Genomic DNA, 16,105 nt, shown 5'->3' with positions numbered 1-16,105 from the left:
CACTCGCTACGACAAGACACGCGAGTCCTACCACGCCGCCGTCACCATCGCCTCAATCCTGCTCTGGATCTGACCTTTGAAGACGATCTCTAGGGGCGGTCAGGTGTTCAGGGCCTCTTCGACGGTGGGGCGGCAGTCGATGATGGCGTCGATGCCGACCAGCTGCAGCACATGCACGACAGGCTCCTGGGCTCCGGCGAGGCGGAGCCATCCCTGGGCGTCGCTCACGAGATGTCCGGCCGCCCAGGGTTGGCCTGTCTGCCGGGATACACTCCCCCGCTGGGGGATTGTCCTCGCCTGCCCGTACCGGTGCGGCCGGCAGGTGGCTCGATGTGAAGGAGTCCGAACGTGGATGCCCCACATGCGGTGGGCGGAACCGGCCCGGTAACGCCCGGGAAGGTCGCGTTGGAGGTGAGCCCGTTGCCCGGCGGTCGTTGTGGGATACGTGCCCGTGGTGAGATCAGCGCCCTCACGCGTCCGTCCTGGGAGCAGGCTCTTACGGAGCTGGCCCGGCGGCACGCGGGTGTGTCGTACGTGGAGCTGTCGGACGTGGTGTTCGTCGACGTGGCCGGGGTGAGCGCGCTGGCGGTCACCGCCATGAACCTGCAGGGCGGACGGGTCGTGGTGGAGCATCCGCCGCCGCAGTTGCCCCGGATTTTGGAGCTGTTCTGGCCGGGTCTGGACCGGATCGAGGTGGCTCTGTGATGAGCACGGTGACCACCCACGAGGCGTTCGTGCACCCGGCCCTGTTCTACCGCACCGATCAGGAGTACACGCGGCAGACGGTGTCGTTCCTGCGCGAAGGGCTGGACAACGGCGAGTCGATGGCCGTCGCGGTGCCCGGCCCCAACCTGGAACTGATCAGGAGCGGACTGGGCGCGGAGGCCGAGGGCATCCTGTTCCTGGACATGACCGAGGCCGGCCGCAATCCCGGGCGGATCATCCCCAAGGTGCTGCGCGGATTCGCCGACGCACACCCGCAGGGGCGGGTGCGGATCATCGGTGAACCGATCTGGGCGGGGCGCAGCGCGGTGGAGTACCCGGCGTGCGCGCAGCACGAGGCTCTGATCAACGCCGCCTTCGAGGGCAGGGCGGTGACGATCCTGTGCCCGTACGACGAGGTGCGGCTGGATCCGCAGGTGATCGCCGATGCGCGGGTTACCCACCCGACCCTCATCAGCGGGGAGGGCCGTGAGTGGGTCAGCGACGTCTACGACTGGCAGGCGGTCGTCTCACGCTACAACCAGGAGCTGCCGACGGTGCCGGACGCCGCGGTCTTCTCCTACGGCGGAGAGGACCTTCCGGCGGTCCGCCATTTCGCTCTCGCCCAGTCCACGCGGCTGGGCCTGGCCGGTGAACGGCTGGTCGATGCGGAGCTGGCGGTCGCGGAGCTGACGACCAACAGCGTGGTGCACGGCGGAGGCCGTGGGACGCTCGCGATCTGGGCCGAAAGGGGACAGCTCGTGATCGAGGTCCGTGATGCGGGCCGGCTGACTGATCCGCTGGCCGGCCGCCGCCCGCCAGAGCGCGGGCAGGTGGGCGGCCGAGGCCTGATGCTGGTCAACTACGTGTCCGATCTGGTGCGCGTACACGCCGGCGACGACGGCACGACGGTGCGCTTCTACCTCAGCCTGTAACCGCACGTGGGCGGCCCGCCTGTCCGGGGGGCCGCCTGCCCCTCCTGCTTTCACGCAGCACCGATTGACGAGTCGCGGCGCCCTCAGGCCGGGCGGTTCGACATCGGCGGGCGGGCGATGCACGAACTGTGTCCCGGAGTCCTGGGCCGTTTCCACTGGCCCGGCGACACCTCCTGACGTCAGCCGACTCGCCGCACGAGCCTGCCGCGAGCTCGCTGGAAGGCGTGACCAGCGCGCCGATCGTCGTACGGGTGACACTCCTGCCACCGGTGCCGGAAGGCTGGTGCCCTGACCCGCCTCGCGGAAACCTGCCCCGACATCACCCTCACCCACGAACAAGTACCGCTGTAAGCAGCTTGAGCACGCGAAACGGCGCACCGCAGCGGGGGTGTCGACTTCGGTGGCGCCCGGCCTGCACGGCCTCTTGGAGGTAGGTGTCTCGTCGTCCGGGTGCCTTGGAACTGATGGCGGAATCTGTGTCGGCCCTACTGCCCCGGGGGGATGGGGCGTAGGGCCGACAGACGCTCGGGGGGCCAGGGGGAGGGCCTGTCCCAAGCTATGTCGAGCTGCTGCCCGCTCCTGGGGAGGGTATGCCTGCGCATCTCACCTGTCAGTGGCGGAGAGCAGCACGCGTCCCTCCTCGGTCAGCACCAGCGCTCGGCGGTGCCGTGCAGGTCGCCGTACCGTGCCCATCCCTGCCCGGCGCAAGGCCTACGCCAACGACCAGGCGCCCGATGTCCTGATCGCGCTCTCGGGCGGCTCCAACCGCTCCAAGAGCGACAAAGACCCCGCTGACAGCCCGACGCCCTGAACTACCTCGCCCGTCACCTACACACATGTCCGCTGCAAGCAGCTCGATCACACGCAGCGGTGCGCCGCCCCGGGAAGGGACGGCGCACCGGCGGAGGCGTCATCGACGGCGGCGGCCGTCTGAGGCTCCCGCCCCCGAGATGTCAGGCGGGTCAGTGGCGGCCGCCACTGACCCGCCCTGTAGCTCGGAGCGAAGGCCGCGCGCCTGCCGGGCGGGGTCCGATGGGCCGGCGTCGTTTGCCGCTCATGTGGAAGTCGTCGGCGTGGACCTGGATCGGCGGGCGTCCGGTGCCGATGTCCAGCTCGACCGTCCAGTCCGGCGGTTCAGGGCGGCGGTGCCGGCCGTGCTCGGATTCTGCCTGCCGCTGCTGCACGGCGGCGATCTTCGCACGCGTGGGCTGCGGGTCCGGGGTTGAGGCGTGCCGCGGAGGCCCGGGCGTCCTGGTTCGTCCTCGCGGGCCGGCGGGTCCGCGTGTCGGCCTTCGCGGGTCCGGGTTGCTGGCTAGCGCAGGGCGTCCTGGATGTTGTCGCGGGTGTCGAGCACGGTGTCGGCGCCGGTGATTTCCAGGAGGTGCCGTAGCTGGCGGGGTGGGCCTGCCACGCGCAGCGAGGTCGTGTGGTGGATGTGCAGCAGCAGGTTCAGGAAGGTCGAGTCGGCGAAGGAGATGCCGGAGACGTCGACCACGACGCGGGAGCGTTTGCGGGCTGCGGTGTCGAGTGCTTCCTCGAGCGGGGCGATGGTGTTGGTGTCGTAGTCGCCGTGTGCGACGACGACCCATGCCCCGTCCTGCTCGTACTGCACCGTGGCTTTGCCGTCGGGTCCGTGGCTCATGTCGAGATCATGCCCGGCTGCCGGCGAGGGTGGTAGGTCGCCCGTGCATGGTGGCCGGGAGGGGTGAGGGGTCAGGCGCTGCGCGGACGCCGTCCGTGTCCGGTTGTCTTCTTTGCCGCGGCGGTCTTCCTGGCCGGCTGCTTCTTCCCCGCCGTCTTCTTGGCCGTGGTCTTCTTCGGCAGCTCGTGGACGTCGGCGTCCTCGCCGCGGGAGGCTTTCGCCTTGGATACGGATTCCTCGAGCGCGGCCATCAGGTCGAGGACCCGGCCCGGTTTCTCCGGCTCGGGCATCTCGGGGAGCGGCTTCTCCTCCCGCTTGGCTTCAATGATCTTCTCCATGGCCTCGGTGTAGGTGTCTTTGAAGTCGTCGCCTTCGAGGTCGTCGCGCGACATCGACTCCATCAGGGCGAGTGCTCCCTTGATCTCGTCCTCGGAGACGTCCACCGGCGGCGGCAGCAGCTCCGAGGGGTCGCGGATCTCGTCGGGCCAGTGCATGGCGTGCAGGACGATGGCGTCGCCGCGGACCCGCAGCATGCCGAGCCGTTCGCGCCCGGACCACGCGTATTTGGCGATGGCGACTTTCGAGGAGCGTTCCAGGGCCTGGCGGAGCAGCTTGTAGGGCTTGGCGGCGACGGTGCCGTCGGGGGAGAGGTAGTAGCCCTCGCCGATCCGGATCGGGTCGATGTCGTCCGCGGCGACGAAGGCGTCGATCTCGATCGCCTTCGCTGTTGGCAGGGGCAGGTCGCGCAGTTCTTCGTCGCTGATGGCGACGATCTGGTCCTTGGCGTACTCGTAGCCCTTGCCGATCTCTGTGTTTGACACCTCGCGGTCCTCGAGCTCGCAGATCTTGCGGGTGCGGATCCGGCCCATGTCCTCCAAGTGGTACTGGTGGAAGCGGATCGAGTGGTCCTCGGTGGCGGACTGGACGTGGATCGGGACGGTGACCAGGCCGAAGCTGATGGCACCGGACCAGATGGTTCGGGGCATGGAAAACCTCCGTGACAGGCCCCGAGCACGAACAGCCTACGAAGGCTGCGCCCGGTCCGCACCAGCTCAACGCGGGCAGCCGTCGCCCCGTGGAAAGCCGGGACCCGGTAAGCACAGCGGGTCCCAGAGGACTACGGCAGTGAGTGTCGTCCCTGCGGGGTCTACCGTCGGCGCGCCGCGGAACGTGCCGATCGCTCTCAGGCTGGCGCCCGCCGGACGGCGCCGAGGACGGTTCCGCCATGTGACTCCGGCGGGCGATGCAGACGGGGGTCCGCCGTCGGGCCTATGAGGCAATGGCCTCGCCGGTGATCCGGGTGATGGGCTCGTCGAAGGCACGGTGGTCGGCGCGGACGTGTCGCATGCGGGACCATGGCCTGCCGCCTTGGACCGAAACAGTCAGTGCGGGGCGAGTTCAAGGTCGTATAGACAGAGTCAGGCCTCCGGGTAGCGCGATCAGGTTGGCCCGCTTGCGGTGGGGCGGGTTATCCGCGTGTGACACGGGCCCGCTGTGGGCGGGCGGGGCGAGGACGGTCCCAGGCGTAGGCGTCGGGCTGTCTGTGTCCATCGGATGGCAGCTGTCCTGCGTGTCGGGCTGCCGCCCCTGAGCCGGTGATATGTCGGGCGGGGCCGGTCGGAGAAGGGCAACTTCGAGAAGGACACGTACCTCTTCGACGTACTGCGGATCCTCGATCGGTGTGGTGCCGCCGGTGAGGGAAGGGCGGTGGCCGGCGGACGCGGTAAGAAGCTGTTGGGCGTCACCGTGTCCGTGGCGAGCGGCTTCGGCGATGAGAAACCATGCGTGCTCTTTCCAGTTCTCCCCGGAGCGGAGTGCGACCAGAGCGAGCCGGAATAGTGCGCCTGGATGGCCGGCTGCGGCCGCCGATCCCAGAAAGTCGGCGGCCGTGGACAGTTCGTCTCGGCCCAGAGCCTTTGAGCCGAGCCGGTACAACGAGTTCGCCTCCTGGCGCGCCTCGCTGTCCGGCTCGTACAGGTCGCTCAGAGGGCCGAAGTCGCCGTCGGGACGATCCCAGAAGTCGGAGGGCCCGGCCATCTTGTCCAGGAGTGCCAGCAGCTCGGCCGACACTGTCGGCGCCGGGCGGCCGCCGCTGCCCTCAGTGAAGCGGCGCACAACCGTCACCTGTCCTTTTCCGCGCGTTGAGTCTTCTTGCGGTGCCCATCCCGGATGAATGTGCTCAGCTCGCTGCGCAACGCGCTGACGGCTGCGTACCGGGCCCGGTGGATCCGGGCCGGGGCTATGCCCAGGGCCTTGGAGATCTCTGCGTCGTCGAGACCCTGGCTCTGCAGCTGCACCACCGTGCGGCGCATGCTGAGCGGCATCGCTTCGATCGCCGGCTGCACCAGCTCCTTCAGCGGATCGACGTCCTTACTGGGCGGGGTGGAGTCCGTCACCAGCGCGGTGTCGTCCATCAGATCGATCCGCTTCTGGGCGCGCAGCGTGTCGATGGCCAGACGCGATGAGGTCGTGCGTAGGTAGGCCCCGATTCGCACGTCTGGTTCCAGCTGCGCGGCTGCGGCCTTCCTCGCCACTCTCATAAACGCCTCCTGGGCGACGTCCTCGCAGGCCTGCTCCGAGAGCTTGCCGATGTACATGCTGCTCAGGAACTGTGTTTCCTGAGCTATGAAGGTGTCGTAGTAGTCCAGCAGCCTCTTGCTGAGGTCTACCTTCGTCTCCGCGAAGACGGAGGGCTCCGCCGCAGCTTCACCCGCTACCACGGACGGTTTCCCTTCATGGACAGCGAGAACGGGTTGGTGCCGTCCCCTCCGCCGTCCATGAGGACGACCAGCGTGAGCGACGTACAGGCGTGGGCTTCGACGTTGACCTGTACAAGGACACGGGTGTCGGGCAGGGAGGCCTTGCCGTGGTGAGGCAGGCGGCAGTTTGCGTGCTCCGTCGTGCCGGTGCCGCGTTGCCGCCGGTCCCAGTACACCTGCACCATGACGGCCGCCGCCTGCGCGGTGGCCGTTACGGCCGAAACGAGTCCGGCCCAGTCCAAGGGCGACGTCATGTGAGTTGGTCTCCGTCGGGTTTCAGTGGCGCGCAGACGGCGCCTTCACCTACTCGACGATCGACCCTTCCCTGTTCTCCCCCATAGATCGGAGATCTCCGAAACTGCCCGCAGAGGCAGCGGATTTGACCGGCCATGTACGGCGACGCGTCCAGCACCTGTAGCGGACGGGCGGGGGTGAGGTCCTGCTTCTGGCCGTACTGCTGAAGCAGACGGCGCGGGGACGGCCTACCCCAAATACGCCGCCCCCGCACCGCCGGTCCGGCTTCTCTCCCAGACGGGAGAAGCCAACGTGCGGAGATTACGGGACGGGCCGTTCGCGCACCGACTCATAGGAGATGGTCACGCCGCGCTCAAGCATCAGCTCCTCGACCTCGCGGAACGACAGCAGGAAGCGGAAGTACAGCCACACGCAATGGGAGATGACCTCGACCGGGTACCGGTGCCCCTTGTACGACAGCGACGCGCTCCCCACGGACGACCCCTCCCCAGCTAACGTGACAGTGCCCCACCACTGTCTCCAAACCCGGCAGCCGTTCGACGAACAGCGCGCCTTCGCGCCACTCCTTCCAGCGCCTGCATGACCCGCAAACTCGACTCTGGGCAACGAGAACAACGGCGTTGTGAATGCCCCACCCTGTCGAAGCGCGAACTCAACTGGAGGGCGTGACCGGGGCCCGCAAGCCGAGCCACTGATCGGCGTCCCAGGCCCGGAACCGTTCCGCTTCGGTGAACCCCAGCTTTGCCGCAAGGCGCATCGAGCGGGCGTTGGCGGTCTGAGTGGCGAGCACCACCGGCTCACCCGGAAGGACGTTTTCGAGCCAGTCCAGAGCCGCCGCGCACGCTTCGGCGGCATACCCGAATCCCCACGCCTGCGGCAGGAACAAGTAACCGAGATCAACTTTCCCCACGGCAGCAGGGCAAACGTGCTCCGTTACTCTCCTGAGCAGGACCTGGCCGATCATCACCCCGTCGAGATCGACGACGAAACTCCCGGACCGCCGCCCGGGCACCTCTGGCATCTCGCCCTCAAGCTCGTCACGCGGCCGGGGGCCGCCGAGGTAGGTGTGCACCTCCGGCGAGACGTGCAGCTCGATGAACGCCGCACGGTCCCTGGCCTCGGGCTCACGCAGTACGAGCCTCTCGGTCTTGATCGGTGCAGGCGGCCACGCAACGGGTCCGAGATCATTCATGTCGGCCAGCCAATCAGCGGCCTCGGTAGCGATCAAGACTCGCGGTCCCTCTTGACTTCTTATCCCCCTGAGATGTCTTGACACAGCCCGTTTCGGCTCGCGATCAGGTCGTGGTCGAGGGGGTGTGTGATAGGGGAGCCCGCCCGGCCGTGGCGCGGGCCCCGGTGCGGTGATGTCGGGGGGCCGCATCGCGGTGGCGCCCGGCGATGCGGTGCGGAGGTGCGGTGGTGCGCACCGAGTTGGCGCGGTGCGTGGGTGCGGTGGAGTGCACCACGGTGGTGCGGTGGTGCGCCGAGGATGCGCGCCGGACCGCATCACCGCCGTCCCGAAGGTGCGCTACGCGGTGGTGCGGTGCGGCGGGTGCGCTTCCATCGCCTGCTTCATCCCGGCGGCCTCCAGCTGGCGCAGGACGTCGGCGACGTCGCCGTGGTCCTCGGTGAGGATGTTCTCGGTGAAGCGGGTGATGGTGTCGGCGATGCCCGGTGCACCGGCCAGGCACACGCTGTGGCAGAGGAGCTCCAGCAGCAGTCGCCCGAGTGCCGCGGCGAGGACGAGTGCGCGCAGGGCTCCGCGTCGTGGTCGTCCACGGCGGTGATGGGGATGAAGACGCCCGCGGCGACGTCCAGGAGCAGCCGGTGCAGCTCCGGGCCCGTGTCGTCGGCGACCGCGCAGGCGGTGTCGATGTCGCCGGCCTGCATCGCTCGGATGTAGGCGAAGGCGTCGGCGACGTCGTCGGGCTCCATCGGGGCGAGCGGCGTGGTGACGGTGTTCTCGGGCATGACACTCCTCATGTTCGTGCCGCTCCGCTGATCGCGGCGGCCTCGAAGACACCCTCGAACCGCAGCCCTGTGGACAGAGTCCGAGCACCGACGGTGAGCAGCCACGGCCGGGCCCTTCACCACGTTTCTCCTTGACCTGGTCCGCTACGTGCGACATACCGCCCATTTTGATGGGGGAGAAATCTCCGTCCCGGCACGCTGCGCGAGGGCCGGGGAAAAGCCGCTGCCGTCCAGGAAACGCAGCTGCGAGACTGCGCAGATGACCACGCAGCGGCTGCCGTTCCCGGTCCCGGACGAACGCGCCCACCTCTTCGTCGACAGCTACGCCGACATGCACGACCTCGTTGAGGACCTGGTCGTGCCCACCGGCGTACCCGAAGCCGCGGCGACGGTCCTGCGCACCGCCCGCGAGCTGCTGCGCCAGTCGTACTACTGCTACGAGTTCTCCACCGTGGCGGTCATGCACTCCTTGATCGCGGTGGAGGTCGTGCTGCGCGACCGCATCCCGGGCGCGGGCAAGAAGCCGCTGCAGAAGCTCATCGAGCAGGGCGCCGACGCGGGGATCCTGACGGCCCGGCAGGCGGAGTATCTCGACTACGGCCGGAAGATCCGCAACGGCATGGCGCACGGCCAGACCACGCACGCGGTGATGCCTCCGGCCATGGCGGTGCCGATGGTGACCACCTCGTTCGCGATCGTCACCGAGCTCTGTGCCGCGCCCGCCTGATGATCACGTCTGGGTAAAGGCGTCCGATGGAATGTCACACGAGCATGATCATCCGGACCTGTATTAGGTGACAGCGGATCTCTGTCGGGAGAGCCGCGCACCTGATGAGGAGCTCCACCGTGACGTACACCAGCAGTGCCCGGCAGCCCGAACCGGAGCCGCGCCCCACCTCGACAAGGGGTGCTGAGCGCACTGGACGCGGCCCGGAAAGCAGTGCCGCGTCCAGTGCCGCGAACGATTCCAACGTCGTTCCCATCACTGCAGCTCACACCGCCCGCCAGGGTCTCCACCGGCACGCCGACACCTCTCTCCCTTCCCCTGAAGAGTCAGCGAAGGGGAAGAAGTCCACTCCCACGGCCGTGAAGGTTCGGGCTGACGCGCTGCGGATGCTGGGGTGCGTGCGGATAGCCACGGTGCAGCAGATGGCTCAGGTGATCACGGCAGAGGACAAGGACGGCCGATCGTACGTGCGCAGGGCGATGTCGAAACTGGCGGAGCTCGGACTGGCGGAGACGAACGGCAAGGACGGCAAGCACCCGATCTGGAACCTGACTCCGGCGGGGCAGAAGGCTCTGGCCGACGGCAACGAGCTGCCGTCCCGCCCGAAGGCCGGCACCGGAGCGAAGGCCGTTCGCGCCGGGTTCGGCCCGCACGGCGTCGCGGTGACCGACACGATCCTCGCCTACGGCAACCGGCGCTCCCTGACCGACTGGCAAGTGGAGGTGAACCACGCCATCAAGGAGATCGGCCTGAGCTTCAACACCGACGCAGTCCTCGCCCAGCCCACCGCGACCAGCGAGGTCCGCCTCTTCGAACTCGACAACGGCACCATGTCCCAGGCCCGCCTCGCGCGTGAGGTCTGGGACTACGAGCGCTACGCCGGGCACCGGGTCTGGGAGGGAGCCCGCGGCACCATCGGCCGCACGTTCCCGTTCTGGCAGCGCCACCGCTACACCCGCTCCGAACGCTTCCCGCGGCTGCACGTCGTCCTGGCGGGCAAGGAGGAGCACCTGCTCGACAACCGCCGCCAGGCGCTCACCGCCGACGTGAAGGGCATCGCCATCGCGGTCTGGGTGAACACCTTGCCCCGGCTGCAGCGCGGCGAGCCCTGGTACGAGATCGGCGTCGACGACCCGGACCGGCGCCGTCAGCGATACCCCGAGCCCGCCGGCCGCTGACGCCGCACGCGACGCCGGGCACGCCCTCGCCGCGAAGGGGGCTGTCCGCCGTCCGGCCCGGCGGGCGGAACGAGCACCGAAGTCACCGTGCCACCGCGCGGGACGACCGGGATCCAGGCACGCACCGTGCCCCGGCCACGGCGTACCAAGGAGACGTCGACGCAATTACCAGCTGAGGAGACCCGTGAGCATCAGGCGCAACAGGCGGGACAAGCACGAGGACATCGCGGCCGCGGCTGCCTGGCCGTACGGCCCAGGCACCTACATGTGGAACGCGCTGGCACGGCTGCGCAGTACGCACAGCGACCCTGTCGTCGGCCTCAAGCCGTTCGCCCTGCCAGCGGGTGTCCTGTCCTTCGTCCAGGCACCGGACGTCGTCCTCGCGTCGCGGATACAGCTGACCGGGACGCAGACCACCAGCGACCTGCACGACATGATCTCCACCGCCACGCGCGGCATCAGCTGGGACGCCCGGACCCTCGGCCCCGACGTGGCCTTGGACATCATGGTGGGCAGGCGCCACGACCTCGCCCTGCACAAGGACCACCTGACCGGTCTCACCCGGCTCCTGCTGGACGCCGCCGACACCATCGGCACGCCGGGAACTGCCCGTTCGGGCCGCTGCTTCTACTGCGGCGGGACCGGGCTCGCCCGCCCGCTGTGGAAGCGGTAGTTGTCAGCCGGCCACGACGTCGCGTAGTTCCCGTACGGCGCGTTCGCGGTGGTGCTGGGCGGGGATCGCCTCGTACAGGTCCAGGGCGCGACGGCGGACCAGGCCGGTGCGGTAGCCCACGGGCAGTGCGGTCAGGGCGGCGACCGTACGACGGCACGCCTGCTCGGTGTCGCCGTCGTGATGGGCGCAGGCGGCGCCGTCGATGTTCAGCAGAGTGCGCGTCATGGCGCTGGTCGGCGCGGACAGCTCCAGGGCGCGCTGCTGGCTCTCGTTCGCGCGGCGGGTGTCCCCGAGGGTGGTGAAGGCGTGGCTGAGGTGGACGTGGTGCTTCTGCTCGCCGTACGTCAGCCAGGTGTCCGACCGCTCGCTCTCGGGGAGCCGGTCCATGAGGGCGTCGGCGGCCTCGAGCGCGGCGCGGGCCTGTTCGCTCTGGTGGTTGAGGGCGTAGGCGCGGGCGGCGACGGCCGCCGCCAGCACCGCGGCGGCGGTCGGCCGGGTGCCGGCGGCAAGCCGGGCCCGGGCGGCGAGGTCGGCCGCTGCCTTCGGAGCGCCGTAGTTGAGCGGGACCATTGCCTCCCGGGCAAGCACCCAGGCGTGCAGCTGGTCGTCGCCGGATTCGGCGGCGGCCCGGGCGGCGGTGCCGAACCAGGCGCGGGACTCGCGGCGGCTGCCCAGGTCGTGCAGCACGATCGCGGTCATCCCGGCCATCTGCCCGGCCGTCCGGCACAGCCTGGCTCGTACGGGGGCGGGCTGCGGGACGGTGAGCAGCGGGCGCAGGGTGGTGAAGTCCGTGACCAGGTCGGCGAGCACGCGGGTGGGCTGCTGTCCGTGGTAGCCGTACCCGTAGCTCTCGGCAGCGGCCTCCAGGTCGGCCAGGTCCTGGGGAGCGTCGGGGGAGAGGGTCTGGTCGACGTCGGTCCGGGCGGCGGTGAGTGCGGCGAGGGCCGGAGCGGTGAGGCCGGCGGCCAGCGCGCCACGCAGCAGGTTGCGGCGCTTCATCGGATCTTCTCCATGGTCGGACTCCGTGCTGTGGGCGGCGGTGTCTTCCCAGGGTTGCGCAGCAAGCCCCAGTAGGGCACCGGGAATGCGCAGTCCGCTGGCGATTCGCTCGACAGTCGTGAGGGCGGTGACAGATGTGGTGCCCCGGGCGATCTGGCTGACCCGCTCGGCTTTGAGCGCACACGCTTCGGCGATCCGGTTGAAGGAGATCCCCACGTCGTGGGCCATGGCGAAGACGACGGTGAAGTCCCGCTCGCGCAGGGCCCGGACGAACACCGGGTCGGTCAGCAGGCGGCGCGGCACTTGGGCGGGTGACGGCGGTAAGTCGTCCACAAGTCCCCCAGAACTCTCGTGGAATGACGAAGCGTCAGCCCAACGACCATACCCATCGTGGGGGCCCCGTCACGGGGTTATCGCCCGTGTGGTTCGCGGCTGTACTGGCGGTGTTCGCGGCCGTGCCGTCAGGGCTCGGCCACCAGCCCCGTAGGAGGATTCCATGCAGAGTCCCGCCACGCCCCCGCCCGCCACGTCCGGGCCGTCGACCGGCGGCCTGGTCCGCTCCCGCCGGTCGATCGTCGCCGCCCGGGGCCGCAACGCCATCCCCTCGGACGGCGGCGGCACCGGCAAGAGCGACGGCAACGACTGACGGACCGGGAGCCCTGACGCGATGACGCACACGTCCATCGCGGCGTGCCTGGGCGAGGACTTCCTCGCCCAGGCACTGCACCGCGAATACCGCCACGTACCCGGCGCCCTCGATGTCGCCGGGATCATGACCTGGGACGACCTCAACCAGATCCTCGCCGCACACCGCCTGGAACCGCCGCGCATGCGGCTGTCCCGCGACGGCGAGACACTGCTGGTCGGCGGCTACACCACGCCGGTGGCCACCCGTCGGCACACGGTGTGGCACCGCCTGCACCCGGCCGAACTGCACGCCCGCCTCCAGGAGGGCGCATCCCTCGCCCTGGACAGCGTCGACGAACTCCACCCGCCCCTCGCCCGCCTCTGCGAAGCGATCGAGCGCGACCTCCGCACCCGCGTCCAGGCGAACCTGTACGCCTCGTGGACCAGCACCGAGGGGTTCGGCGTTCACTGGGACGACCACGACACCGTCATCGTCCAGCTGGACGGCGCGAAGCGGTGGCGGATCTACGGCACCACCCGACCGTTCCCGCTCTACCGCGACATCGAGGACCCGGGCGAGGCGCCCACCGAGCCGGTTGCCGACCTGGTCCTGTGGCCGGGCGACGTCCTGTACGTGCCGCGCGGCGTATGGCACGCGGTCTGTGCCGACCAGGGCACCCGCTCCCTGCATGTCACCTGCGGCCTGCAGACCCACACCGCGACCGACCTGATGGCGTGGGTGTCCGAGCAGCTGCTCACGCACGAGGACTGGCGGCGCGATCTGCCGCTGCTCGCCGCGCCGGATGTCCAGGCCGACGCCGTGGACGGGATGCGCAAGCGGCTCGCGGAACTGCTGGACGACCCGACGCTACTCGCCCGCTACCGGGCCGCGATGGACGGGCAGGCCGTCGGCCGGATGGTGCCGAGCCTGCCGTACATCGACACCGTCCCCGCCGATCCGCACCTGCGGGTTCGGCTGACGACCGCCCGCGCGGTGCTGGACGTCGGCGAGGACGTGGTGACGCTGTCCGCCGCCGGGAGCACCTTCGAGTTCGCTCCGGCGGCGGAGGCGGTGCTGCGCCCGCTGGTCGACGGCCGCACCGTGGATCTGGCCGCGCTCGCGGAAACAGCCGGCCTGGATGTGGAGGACGTCGCCGGGCTGGTCCAGGAGCTCGTTGCCGGGCAGGCCGCGACGGTGGGGAGCCTGCTGTGACAGCGGAGCTCGCTCTGGGCACCTACCGGTGCCGGGCGATCCCGGAGGCGGCCGTCCGTGCGGCCGCCTCCGGCGCGCAGTGGATCGACACCGCCCCCAACTACGCCACCGGCCGCGCCCAGGAGTTGCTGGCCCCGGCCCTGGCCGCCCGCCCGTCCCTGCGGATCGCGACGAAGGCCGGCTACTTCACCGCGGCCACCGGTGCCGACGCCGTGAACGCCGGTGTCCTGACCGAGGACCAAGCGGTGACCGGGCACAGCCTCGCTCCGGACTACGTGCGCTGGCAGACCGGCCGCAACCGCGCCCAGCTCGGGCGGGAGCGTCTGGACCTGGTCCTGCTGCACAACCCGGAGCGCGCCCACCCCGGCGACCGTCCCGCCCTGCACCGCGCGATGCGGGAGGCGTTCGTCGTCCTCGAGGAAGCCGTGGCAGCCGGGAGCGCGGCCGGGTACGGCATCGCCACGTGGGCGGGCCTGGAAGAAGAGGCGTTCACGGTCGGAGAGCTGCTCGCCCTGGCCGCCGAAGCCGCGGGCGGCCAGCACCACCTGGTCGCGGTCCAGATGCCGGTGAGCCTGGTGATGATGACGCCGATCGCGCAGGCCCTGCACGGCCGTGGCCCGCTCCCGGCCGCCGCCGGGGCGGGGCTGCGGGTGATGGCCTCCGCGCCGCTGCACGGCGGTGAGCTCCCCGGCATGGTCGACCAGGAGCTCGCCGACCTCATCCGTCCGGGCCTGACCCCCGCACAGGCGTGCGTTCTGGCAGTCGCGTCATGCCCAGGAGTGACGGACGTCCTTCTGGCCGCCTCCGGTGCGCCACACTGGAGGGAGGCGGCCGAAGCCGTCGACCAACCCTCGCTGACCGCCGCCAAGTTGCGGGAGATCACTGGTGTACTCGCCTCCCCCTGACCCGGACACCGAACAGCGCATGCGCGCCCGCCACGCCCGCGCCGCGAAGGCCCTGGACGTACGAGTCGAGCCGGGCGGGGAGTTCTGGGGTTGGGCCGGGCGCACCCTGGGTGCCCCGGCCCGCACCGCCACCGGGCAACCGGCGTGGCTGCGGCTTGTGTCCTCCCTGGAGGACAAGGCGTCGGGGAAGCTGTGGGACGGCGCCCTGGACGCACAGCACGCCTTCGGGGACCTTGACGGGCGCCGGCCCGCCCTCCTGGCTGTCCACGACGCCGTCGACGACGGCACCGCCTACCGGGCGGAGCTGTCAGCCCGCGTCGACCAGCCGGTCCTGTCCGACGACCCGGTCCTCCAGCGCGACATCCAGCTGCCGGACTCCTGGTGGCAGGACCTCGCCGGGACGCTGGAGAAGGTGGCGGTCGTCGACACCGACCGCGTCGCCGTACGACAGCAGTACATGGACCAGGCGATCCCAGAGTTCGTGGGCATCCCGGCCCCGGCCGTGACCTGCTGGACCGCCGCCCACTCCGACCTGCACTGGGCCAACGTCACCGCACCGCTGAGAATTCTCGACTGGGAGGGCTGGGGGCGAGCTCCGGAAGGGTTCGACGCCGCCACGCTCTACGCCTACACGCTGCTCCAGGAGAACGTCGCCGCTCGAGTCCGCGCCGCCTTTCCCGTCCTGGGGAGCCCGGCCGGCCTCGCCGCCGAAGCGACCGTGTGCGCCCAGCTGCTCCAAACCGTGGCCCGCGGCGACAACCTGACCCTCGAAGACCAGCTCCGGGACTGGTCCGAGGAACTCCGCCGCCGCTGACGAATCAGCCCGCCCAGCCGATGTCCCGGACCTCGATCGCGCCGGCGTGCGGCATGTACTGGATCCAGCACTGTCGGCCGAACGCCTCCCGGATCTCTTCCACGGAGCCCGGGTCACGCGCATCGGGCCAGGCCCTCGGATCCATCCGCGCGACCTCCACGAGCGCCATCACCTCCAGCCGGGCCTGGTCGTCCGGCAGCTGCGCCATGACCTCGACCGCGAGTTCCTCCACCACCACGCCGTACCGCATCCCGCACACCCCCGTGTGATCGACTCGGGCAGCAGCGTACGAAGGAACGGCCGACCGCGTTCGGGCCTGTGGATAACCCAGGGCGGTGGGGCGCGGGGACCACGAAGCCTCTGGGGCTCAACCAGCCTCGGAGGCTTGTTCCTTGCTTCGACTGCTCGCGCGAGTGGCCGGAGACCCACCCCGTTCCCCCGGCGGCGCCGATCCGGCAGCGTGACCCGAGCGCCTCATTTCCGGGCCCAAAGTAGAACGAGCCCAGCTCGGAGCCCGTGAGTCCCGGAGTTTGTGACTTCGGGACTCACGGGCTCTGTCCCACCGGCCTTCCCTCCCCGAGGCGGGGGGGGGGGGGGGGGGCCGCGCCGCCCCCCCCGGGGGGGGGGGGGGGCGCCCCGGGCCCCCCCCCCCCCGGCCCCCCTAAATAGAGGGAGTGGTGAAAAAAAAAAAAGGTTTTGTTTTTT

Annotated in this window: 21 protein-coding genes and 1 pseudogene; 11 read left to right on the top strand and 11 right to left on the bottom strand. The window is 70.1% G+C overall.

Features of this window, described 5'->3' with window-relative positions:
- Positions 1 to 99: 99 nt before the first annotated feature.
- Positions 100 to 228 carry a hypothetical protein gene (locus ACIRPU_RS43385; protein WP_403878472.1) on the bottom strand — a complete coding sequence of 43 codons (129 nt, stop codon included), beginning with the start codon at positions 226 to 228 and terminating at the stop codon, positions 100 to 102.
- A gap of 120 nt (positions 229 to 348) precedes the next feature.
- On the opposite strand from ACIRPU_RS43385, the gene ACIRPU_RS43380 reads away from it, so the two are divergent.
- From ACIRPU_RS43380 to ACIRPU_RS43370, 3 genes are all read left to right on the top strand, one after another.
- A complete protein-coding gene (locus ACIRPU_RS43380; protein WP_403878469.1) occupies positions 349 to 705 on the top strand; it encodes an STAS domain-containing protein in 357 nt (118 codons plus the stop codon).
- A complete protein-coding gene (locus tag ACIRPU_RS43375; RefSeq protein ID WP_403878466.1) occupies positions 705 to 1,637 on the top strand; it encodes an anti-sigma factor RsbA family regulatory protein in 933 nt (310 codons plus the stop codon). Before ACIRPU_RS43380 ends, ACIRPU_RS43375 begins: the two co-directional genes overlap by 1 nt.
- A gap of 685 nt (positions 1,638 to 2,322) precedes the next feature.
- Entirely contained in the window at positions 2,323 to 2,448 is a 126-nt protein-coding gene (locus ACIRPU_RS43370; RefSeq protein WP_403878462.1) for a hypothetical protein, read from the top strand.
- A gap of 501 nt (positions 2,449 to 2,949) precedes the next feature.
- Here ACIRPU_RS43370 and ACIRPU_RS43365 read toward each other — a convergent pair.
- The 8 genes and pseudogenes from ACIRPU_RS43365 to ACIRPU_RS43330 all read right to left on the bottom strand — a co-directional run bounded on the left by ACIRPU_RS43365 (position 2,950) and on the right by ACIRPU_RS43330 (position 7,986).
- Positions 2,950 to 3,279, bottom strand: a complete 330-nt coding sequence (locus ACIRPU_RS43365) for an STAS domain-containing protein (RefSeq protein ID WP_403878459.1) — start codon at positions 3,277 to 3,279, stop codon at positions 2,950 to 2,952.
- A gap of 71 nt (positions 3,280 to 3,350) precedes the next feature.
- Complete coding sequence (locus ACIRPU_RS43360) at positions 3,351 to 4,265, bottom strand: Ku protein (RefSeq protein WP_403878456.1); 915 nt, start codon at positions 4,263 to 4,265, stop codon at positions 3,351 to 3,353.
- Positions 4,266 to 4,677: 412 nt separating this feature from the next.
- Complete coding sequence (locus ACIRPU_RS43355) at positions 4,678 to 5,403, bottom strand: hypothetical protein (RefSeq protein WP_403878453.1); 726 nt, start codon at positions 5,401 to 5,403, stop codon at positions 4,678 to 4,680.
- Positions 5,400 to 5,999 carry an RNA polymerase sigma factor gene (locus ACIRPU_RS43350; protein WP_403878450.1) on the bottom strand — a complete coding sequence of 200 codons (600 nt, stop codon included), beginning with the start codon at positions 5,997 to 5,999 and terminating at the stop codon, positions 5,400 to 5,402. The genes ACIRPU_RS43355 and ACIRPU_RS43350 overlap by 4 nt, the downstream gene beginning before the upstream one ends.
- Positions 5,993 to 6,292, bottom strand: a complete 300-nt coding sequence (locus tag ACIRPU_RS43345; protein ID WP_403878447.1) for a hypothetical protein — start codon at positions 6,290 to 6,292, stop codon at positions 5,993 to 5,995. Before ACIRPU_RS43345 ends, ACIRPU_RS43350 begins: the two co-directional genes overlap by 7 nt.
- A gap of 319 nt (positions 6,293 to 6,611) precedes the next feature.
- Positions 6,612 to 6,767 (bottom strand): annotated as a pseudogene (locus tag ACIRPU_RS43340) (IS6 family transposase); the annotation flags it as partial.
- Between the two features lie 178 nt (positions 6,768 to 6,945).
- Positions 6,946 to 7,485 (bottom strand): GNAT family N-acetyltransferase, encoded by a 540-nt coding sequence (locus ACIRPU_RS43335; protein WP_403878475.1) that lies wholly within the window; start codon positions 7,483 to 7,485, stop codon positions 6,946 to 6,948.
- A 336-nt stretch (positions 7,486 to 7,821) separates the two neighbouring features.
- Entirely contained in the window at positions 7,822 to 7,986 is a 165-nt protein-coding gene (locus ACIRPU_RS43330; protein WP_403878444.1) for a hypothetical protein, read from the bottom strand.
- 3 nt (positions 7,987 to 7,989) lie between these two features.
- On the opposite strand from ACIRPU_RS43330, the gene ACIRPU_RS43325 reads away from it, so the two are divergent.
- The 4 genes from ACIRPU_RS43325 (at position 7,990) to ACIRPU_RS43310 (ending at position 10,842) form a co-directional block, all read left to right on the top strand.
- On the top strand, positions 7,990 to 8,196 hold the full coding sequence (locus ACIRPU_RS43325) for a hypothetical protein (protein ID WP_403878441.1): 207 nt from the start codon (positions 7,990 to 7,992) through the stop codon (positions 8,194 to 8,196).
- Between the two features lie 327 nt (positions 8,197 to 8,523).
- Complete coding sequence (locus tag ACIRPU_RS43320; protein ID WP_403878438.1) at positions 8,524 to 8,991, top strand: hypothetical protein; 468 nt, start codon at positions 8,524 to 8,526, stop codon at positions 8,989 to 8,991.
- Between the two features lie 359 nt (positions 8,992 to 9,350).
- Positions 9,351 to 10,169, top strand: coding sequence for a replication-relaxation family protein (locus ACIRPU_RS43315; protein ID WP_403878435.1), 819 nt, complete (start codon positions 9,351 to 9,353; stop codon positions 10,167 to 10,169).
- 184 nt (positions 10,170 to 10,353) lie between these two features.
- Positions 10,354 to 10,842 carry a hypothetical protein gene (locus ACIRPU_RS43310; protein WP_403878432.1) on the top strand — a complete coding sequence of 163 codons (489 nt, stop codon included), beginning with the start codon at positions 10,354 to 10,356 and terminating at the stop codon, positions 10,840 to 10,842.
- 3 nt (positions 10,843 to 10,845) lie between these two features.
- Here the strand turns inward: ACIRPU_RS43310 and ACIRPU_RS43305 are convergent, their stop codons facing one another.
- Positions 10,846 to 12,174: a hypothetical protein gene (locus ACIRPU_RS43305; RefSeq protein WP_403878429.1), complete on the bottom strand. Its 1,329-nt coding sequence runs from the start codon at positions 12,172 to 12,174 to the stop codon at positions 10,846 to 10,848.
- Between the two features lie 163 nt (positions 12,175 to 12,337).
- Here ACIRPU_RS43305 and ACIRPU_RS43300 point away from each other — a divergent pair, with 163 nt between their 5' ends.
- The 4 genes from ACIRPU_RS43300 to ACIRPU_RS43285 are packed head-to-tail and all read left to right on the top strand — an operon-like array spanning position 12,338 to position 15,400.
- Positions 12,338 to 12,487 carry a hypothetical protein gene (locus ACIRPU_RS43300; RefSeq protein WP_167362005.1) on the top strand — a complete coding sequence of 50 codons (150 nt, stop codon included), beginning with the start codon at positions 12,338 to 12,340 and terminating at the stop codon, positions 12,485 to 12,487.
- Positions 12,488 to 12,508: 21 nt separating this feature from the next.
- Entirely contained in the window at positions 12,509 to 13,681 is a 1,173-nt protein-coding gene (locus ACIRPU_RS43295) for a JmjC domain-containing protein (protein WP_403878426.1), read from the top strand.
- The gene (locus ACIRPU_RS43290; protein WP_403878423.1) at positions 13,678 to 14,586 is read left to right on the top strand and encodes an aldo/keto reductase; all 909 of its coding nucleotides are present in this window, start codon (positions 13,678 to 13,680) and stop codon (positions 14,584 to 14,586) included. The genes ACIRPU_RS43295 and ACIRPU_RS43290 overlap by 4 nt, the downstream gene beginning before the upstream one ends.
- Before the next feature lie 19 nt (positions 14,587 to 14,605).
- The gene (locus ACIRPU_RS43285) at positions 14,606 to 15,400 is read left to right on the top strand and encodes a hypothetical protein (protein ID WP_403878420.1); all 795 of its coding nucleotides are present in this window, start codon (positions 14,606 to 14,608) and stop codon (positions 15,398 to 15,400) included.
- 4 nt (positions 15,401 to 15,404) lie between these two features.
- On the opposite strand, the gene ACIRPU_RS43280 is transcribed toward ACIRPU_RS43285, so the two are convergent.
- Entirely contained in the window at positions 15,405 to 15,650 is a 246-nt protein-coding gene (locus tag ACIRPU_RS43280; protein ID WP_403878417.1) for a hypothetical protein, read from the bottom strand.
- Positions 15,651 to 16,105: the final 455 nt, after the last annotated feature.

It is taken from the genome of Streptomyces sp. NPDC102259 (genome assembly GCF_044766465.1).
GTDB lineage: Bacteria > Actinomycetota > Actinomycetes > Streptomycetales > Streptomycetaceae > Streptomyces.
This window is presented reverse-complemented; position numbering and strand designations above follow the sequence as displayed.

Coding starts and splice junctions, on each gene's coding strand:
- ACIRPU_RS43375 (WP_403878466.1), top strand. CDS start 705: ATGAGCACGGTGACCACCCACGAGGCGTTCGTGCACCCGGCCCTGTTC.
- ACIRPU_RS43365 (WP_403878459.1), bottom strand. CDS start 3,279: ATGAGCCACGGACCCGACGGCAAAGCCACGGTGCAGTACGAGCAGGAC.
- ACIRPU_RS43360 (WP_403878456.1), bottom strand. CDS start 4,265: ATGCCCCGAACCATCTGGTCCGGTGCCATCAGCTTCGGCCTGGTCACC.
- ACIRPU_RS43345 (WP_403878447.1), bottom strand. CDS start 6,292: ATGACGTCGCCCTTGGACTGGGCCGGACTCGTTTCGGCCGTAACGGCC.
- ACIRPU_RS43335 (WP_403878475.1), bottom strand. CDS start 7,485: ATGAATGATCTCGGACCCGTTGCGTGGCCGCCTGCACCGATCAAGACC.
- ACIRPU_RS43320 (WP_403878438.1), top strand. CDS start 8,524: ATGACCACGCAGCGGCTGCCGTTCCCGGTCCCGGACGAACGCGCCCAC.
- ACIRPU_RS43300 (WP_167362005.1), top strand. CDS start 12,338: ATGCAGAGTCCCGCCACGCCCCCGCCCGCCACGTCCGGGCCGTCGACC.
- ACIRPU_RS43295 (WP_403878426.1), top strand. CDS start 12,509: ATGACGCACACGTCCATCGCGGCGTGCCTGGGCGAGGACTTCCTCGCC.
- ACIRPU_RS43285 (WP_403878420.1), top strand. CDS start 14,606: ATGCGCGCCCGCCACGCCCGCGCCGCGAAGGCCCTGGACGTACGAGTC.
- ACIRPU_RS43280 (WP_403878417.1), bottom strand. CDS start 15,650: ATGCGGTACGGCGTGGTGGTGGAGGAACTCGCGGTCGAGGTCATGGCG.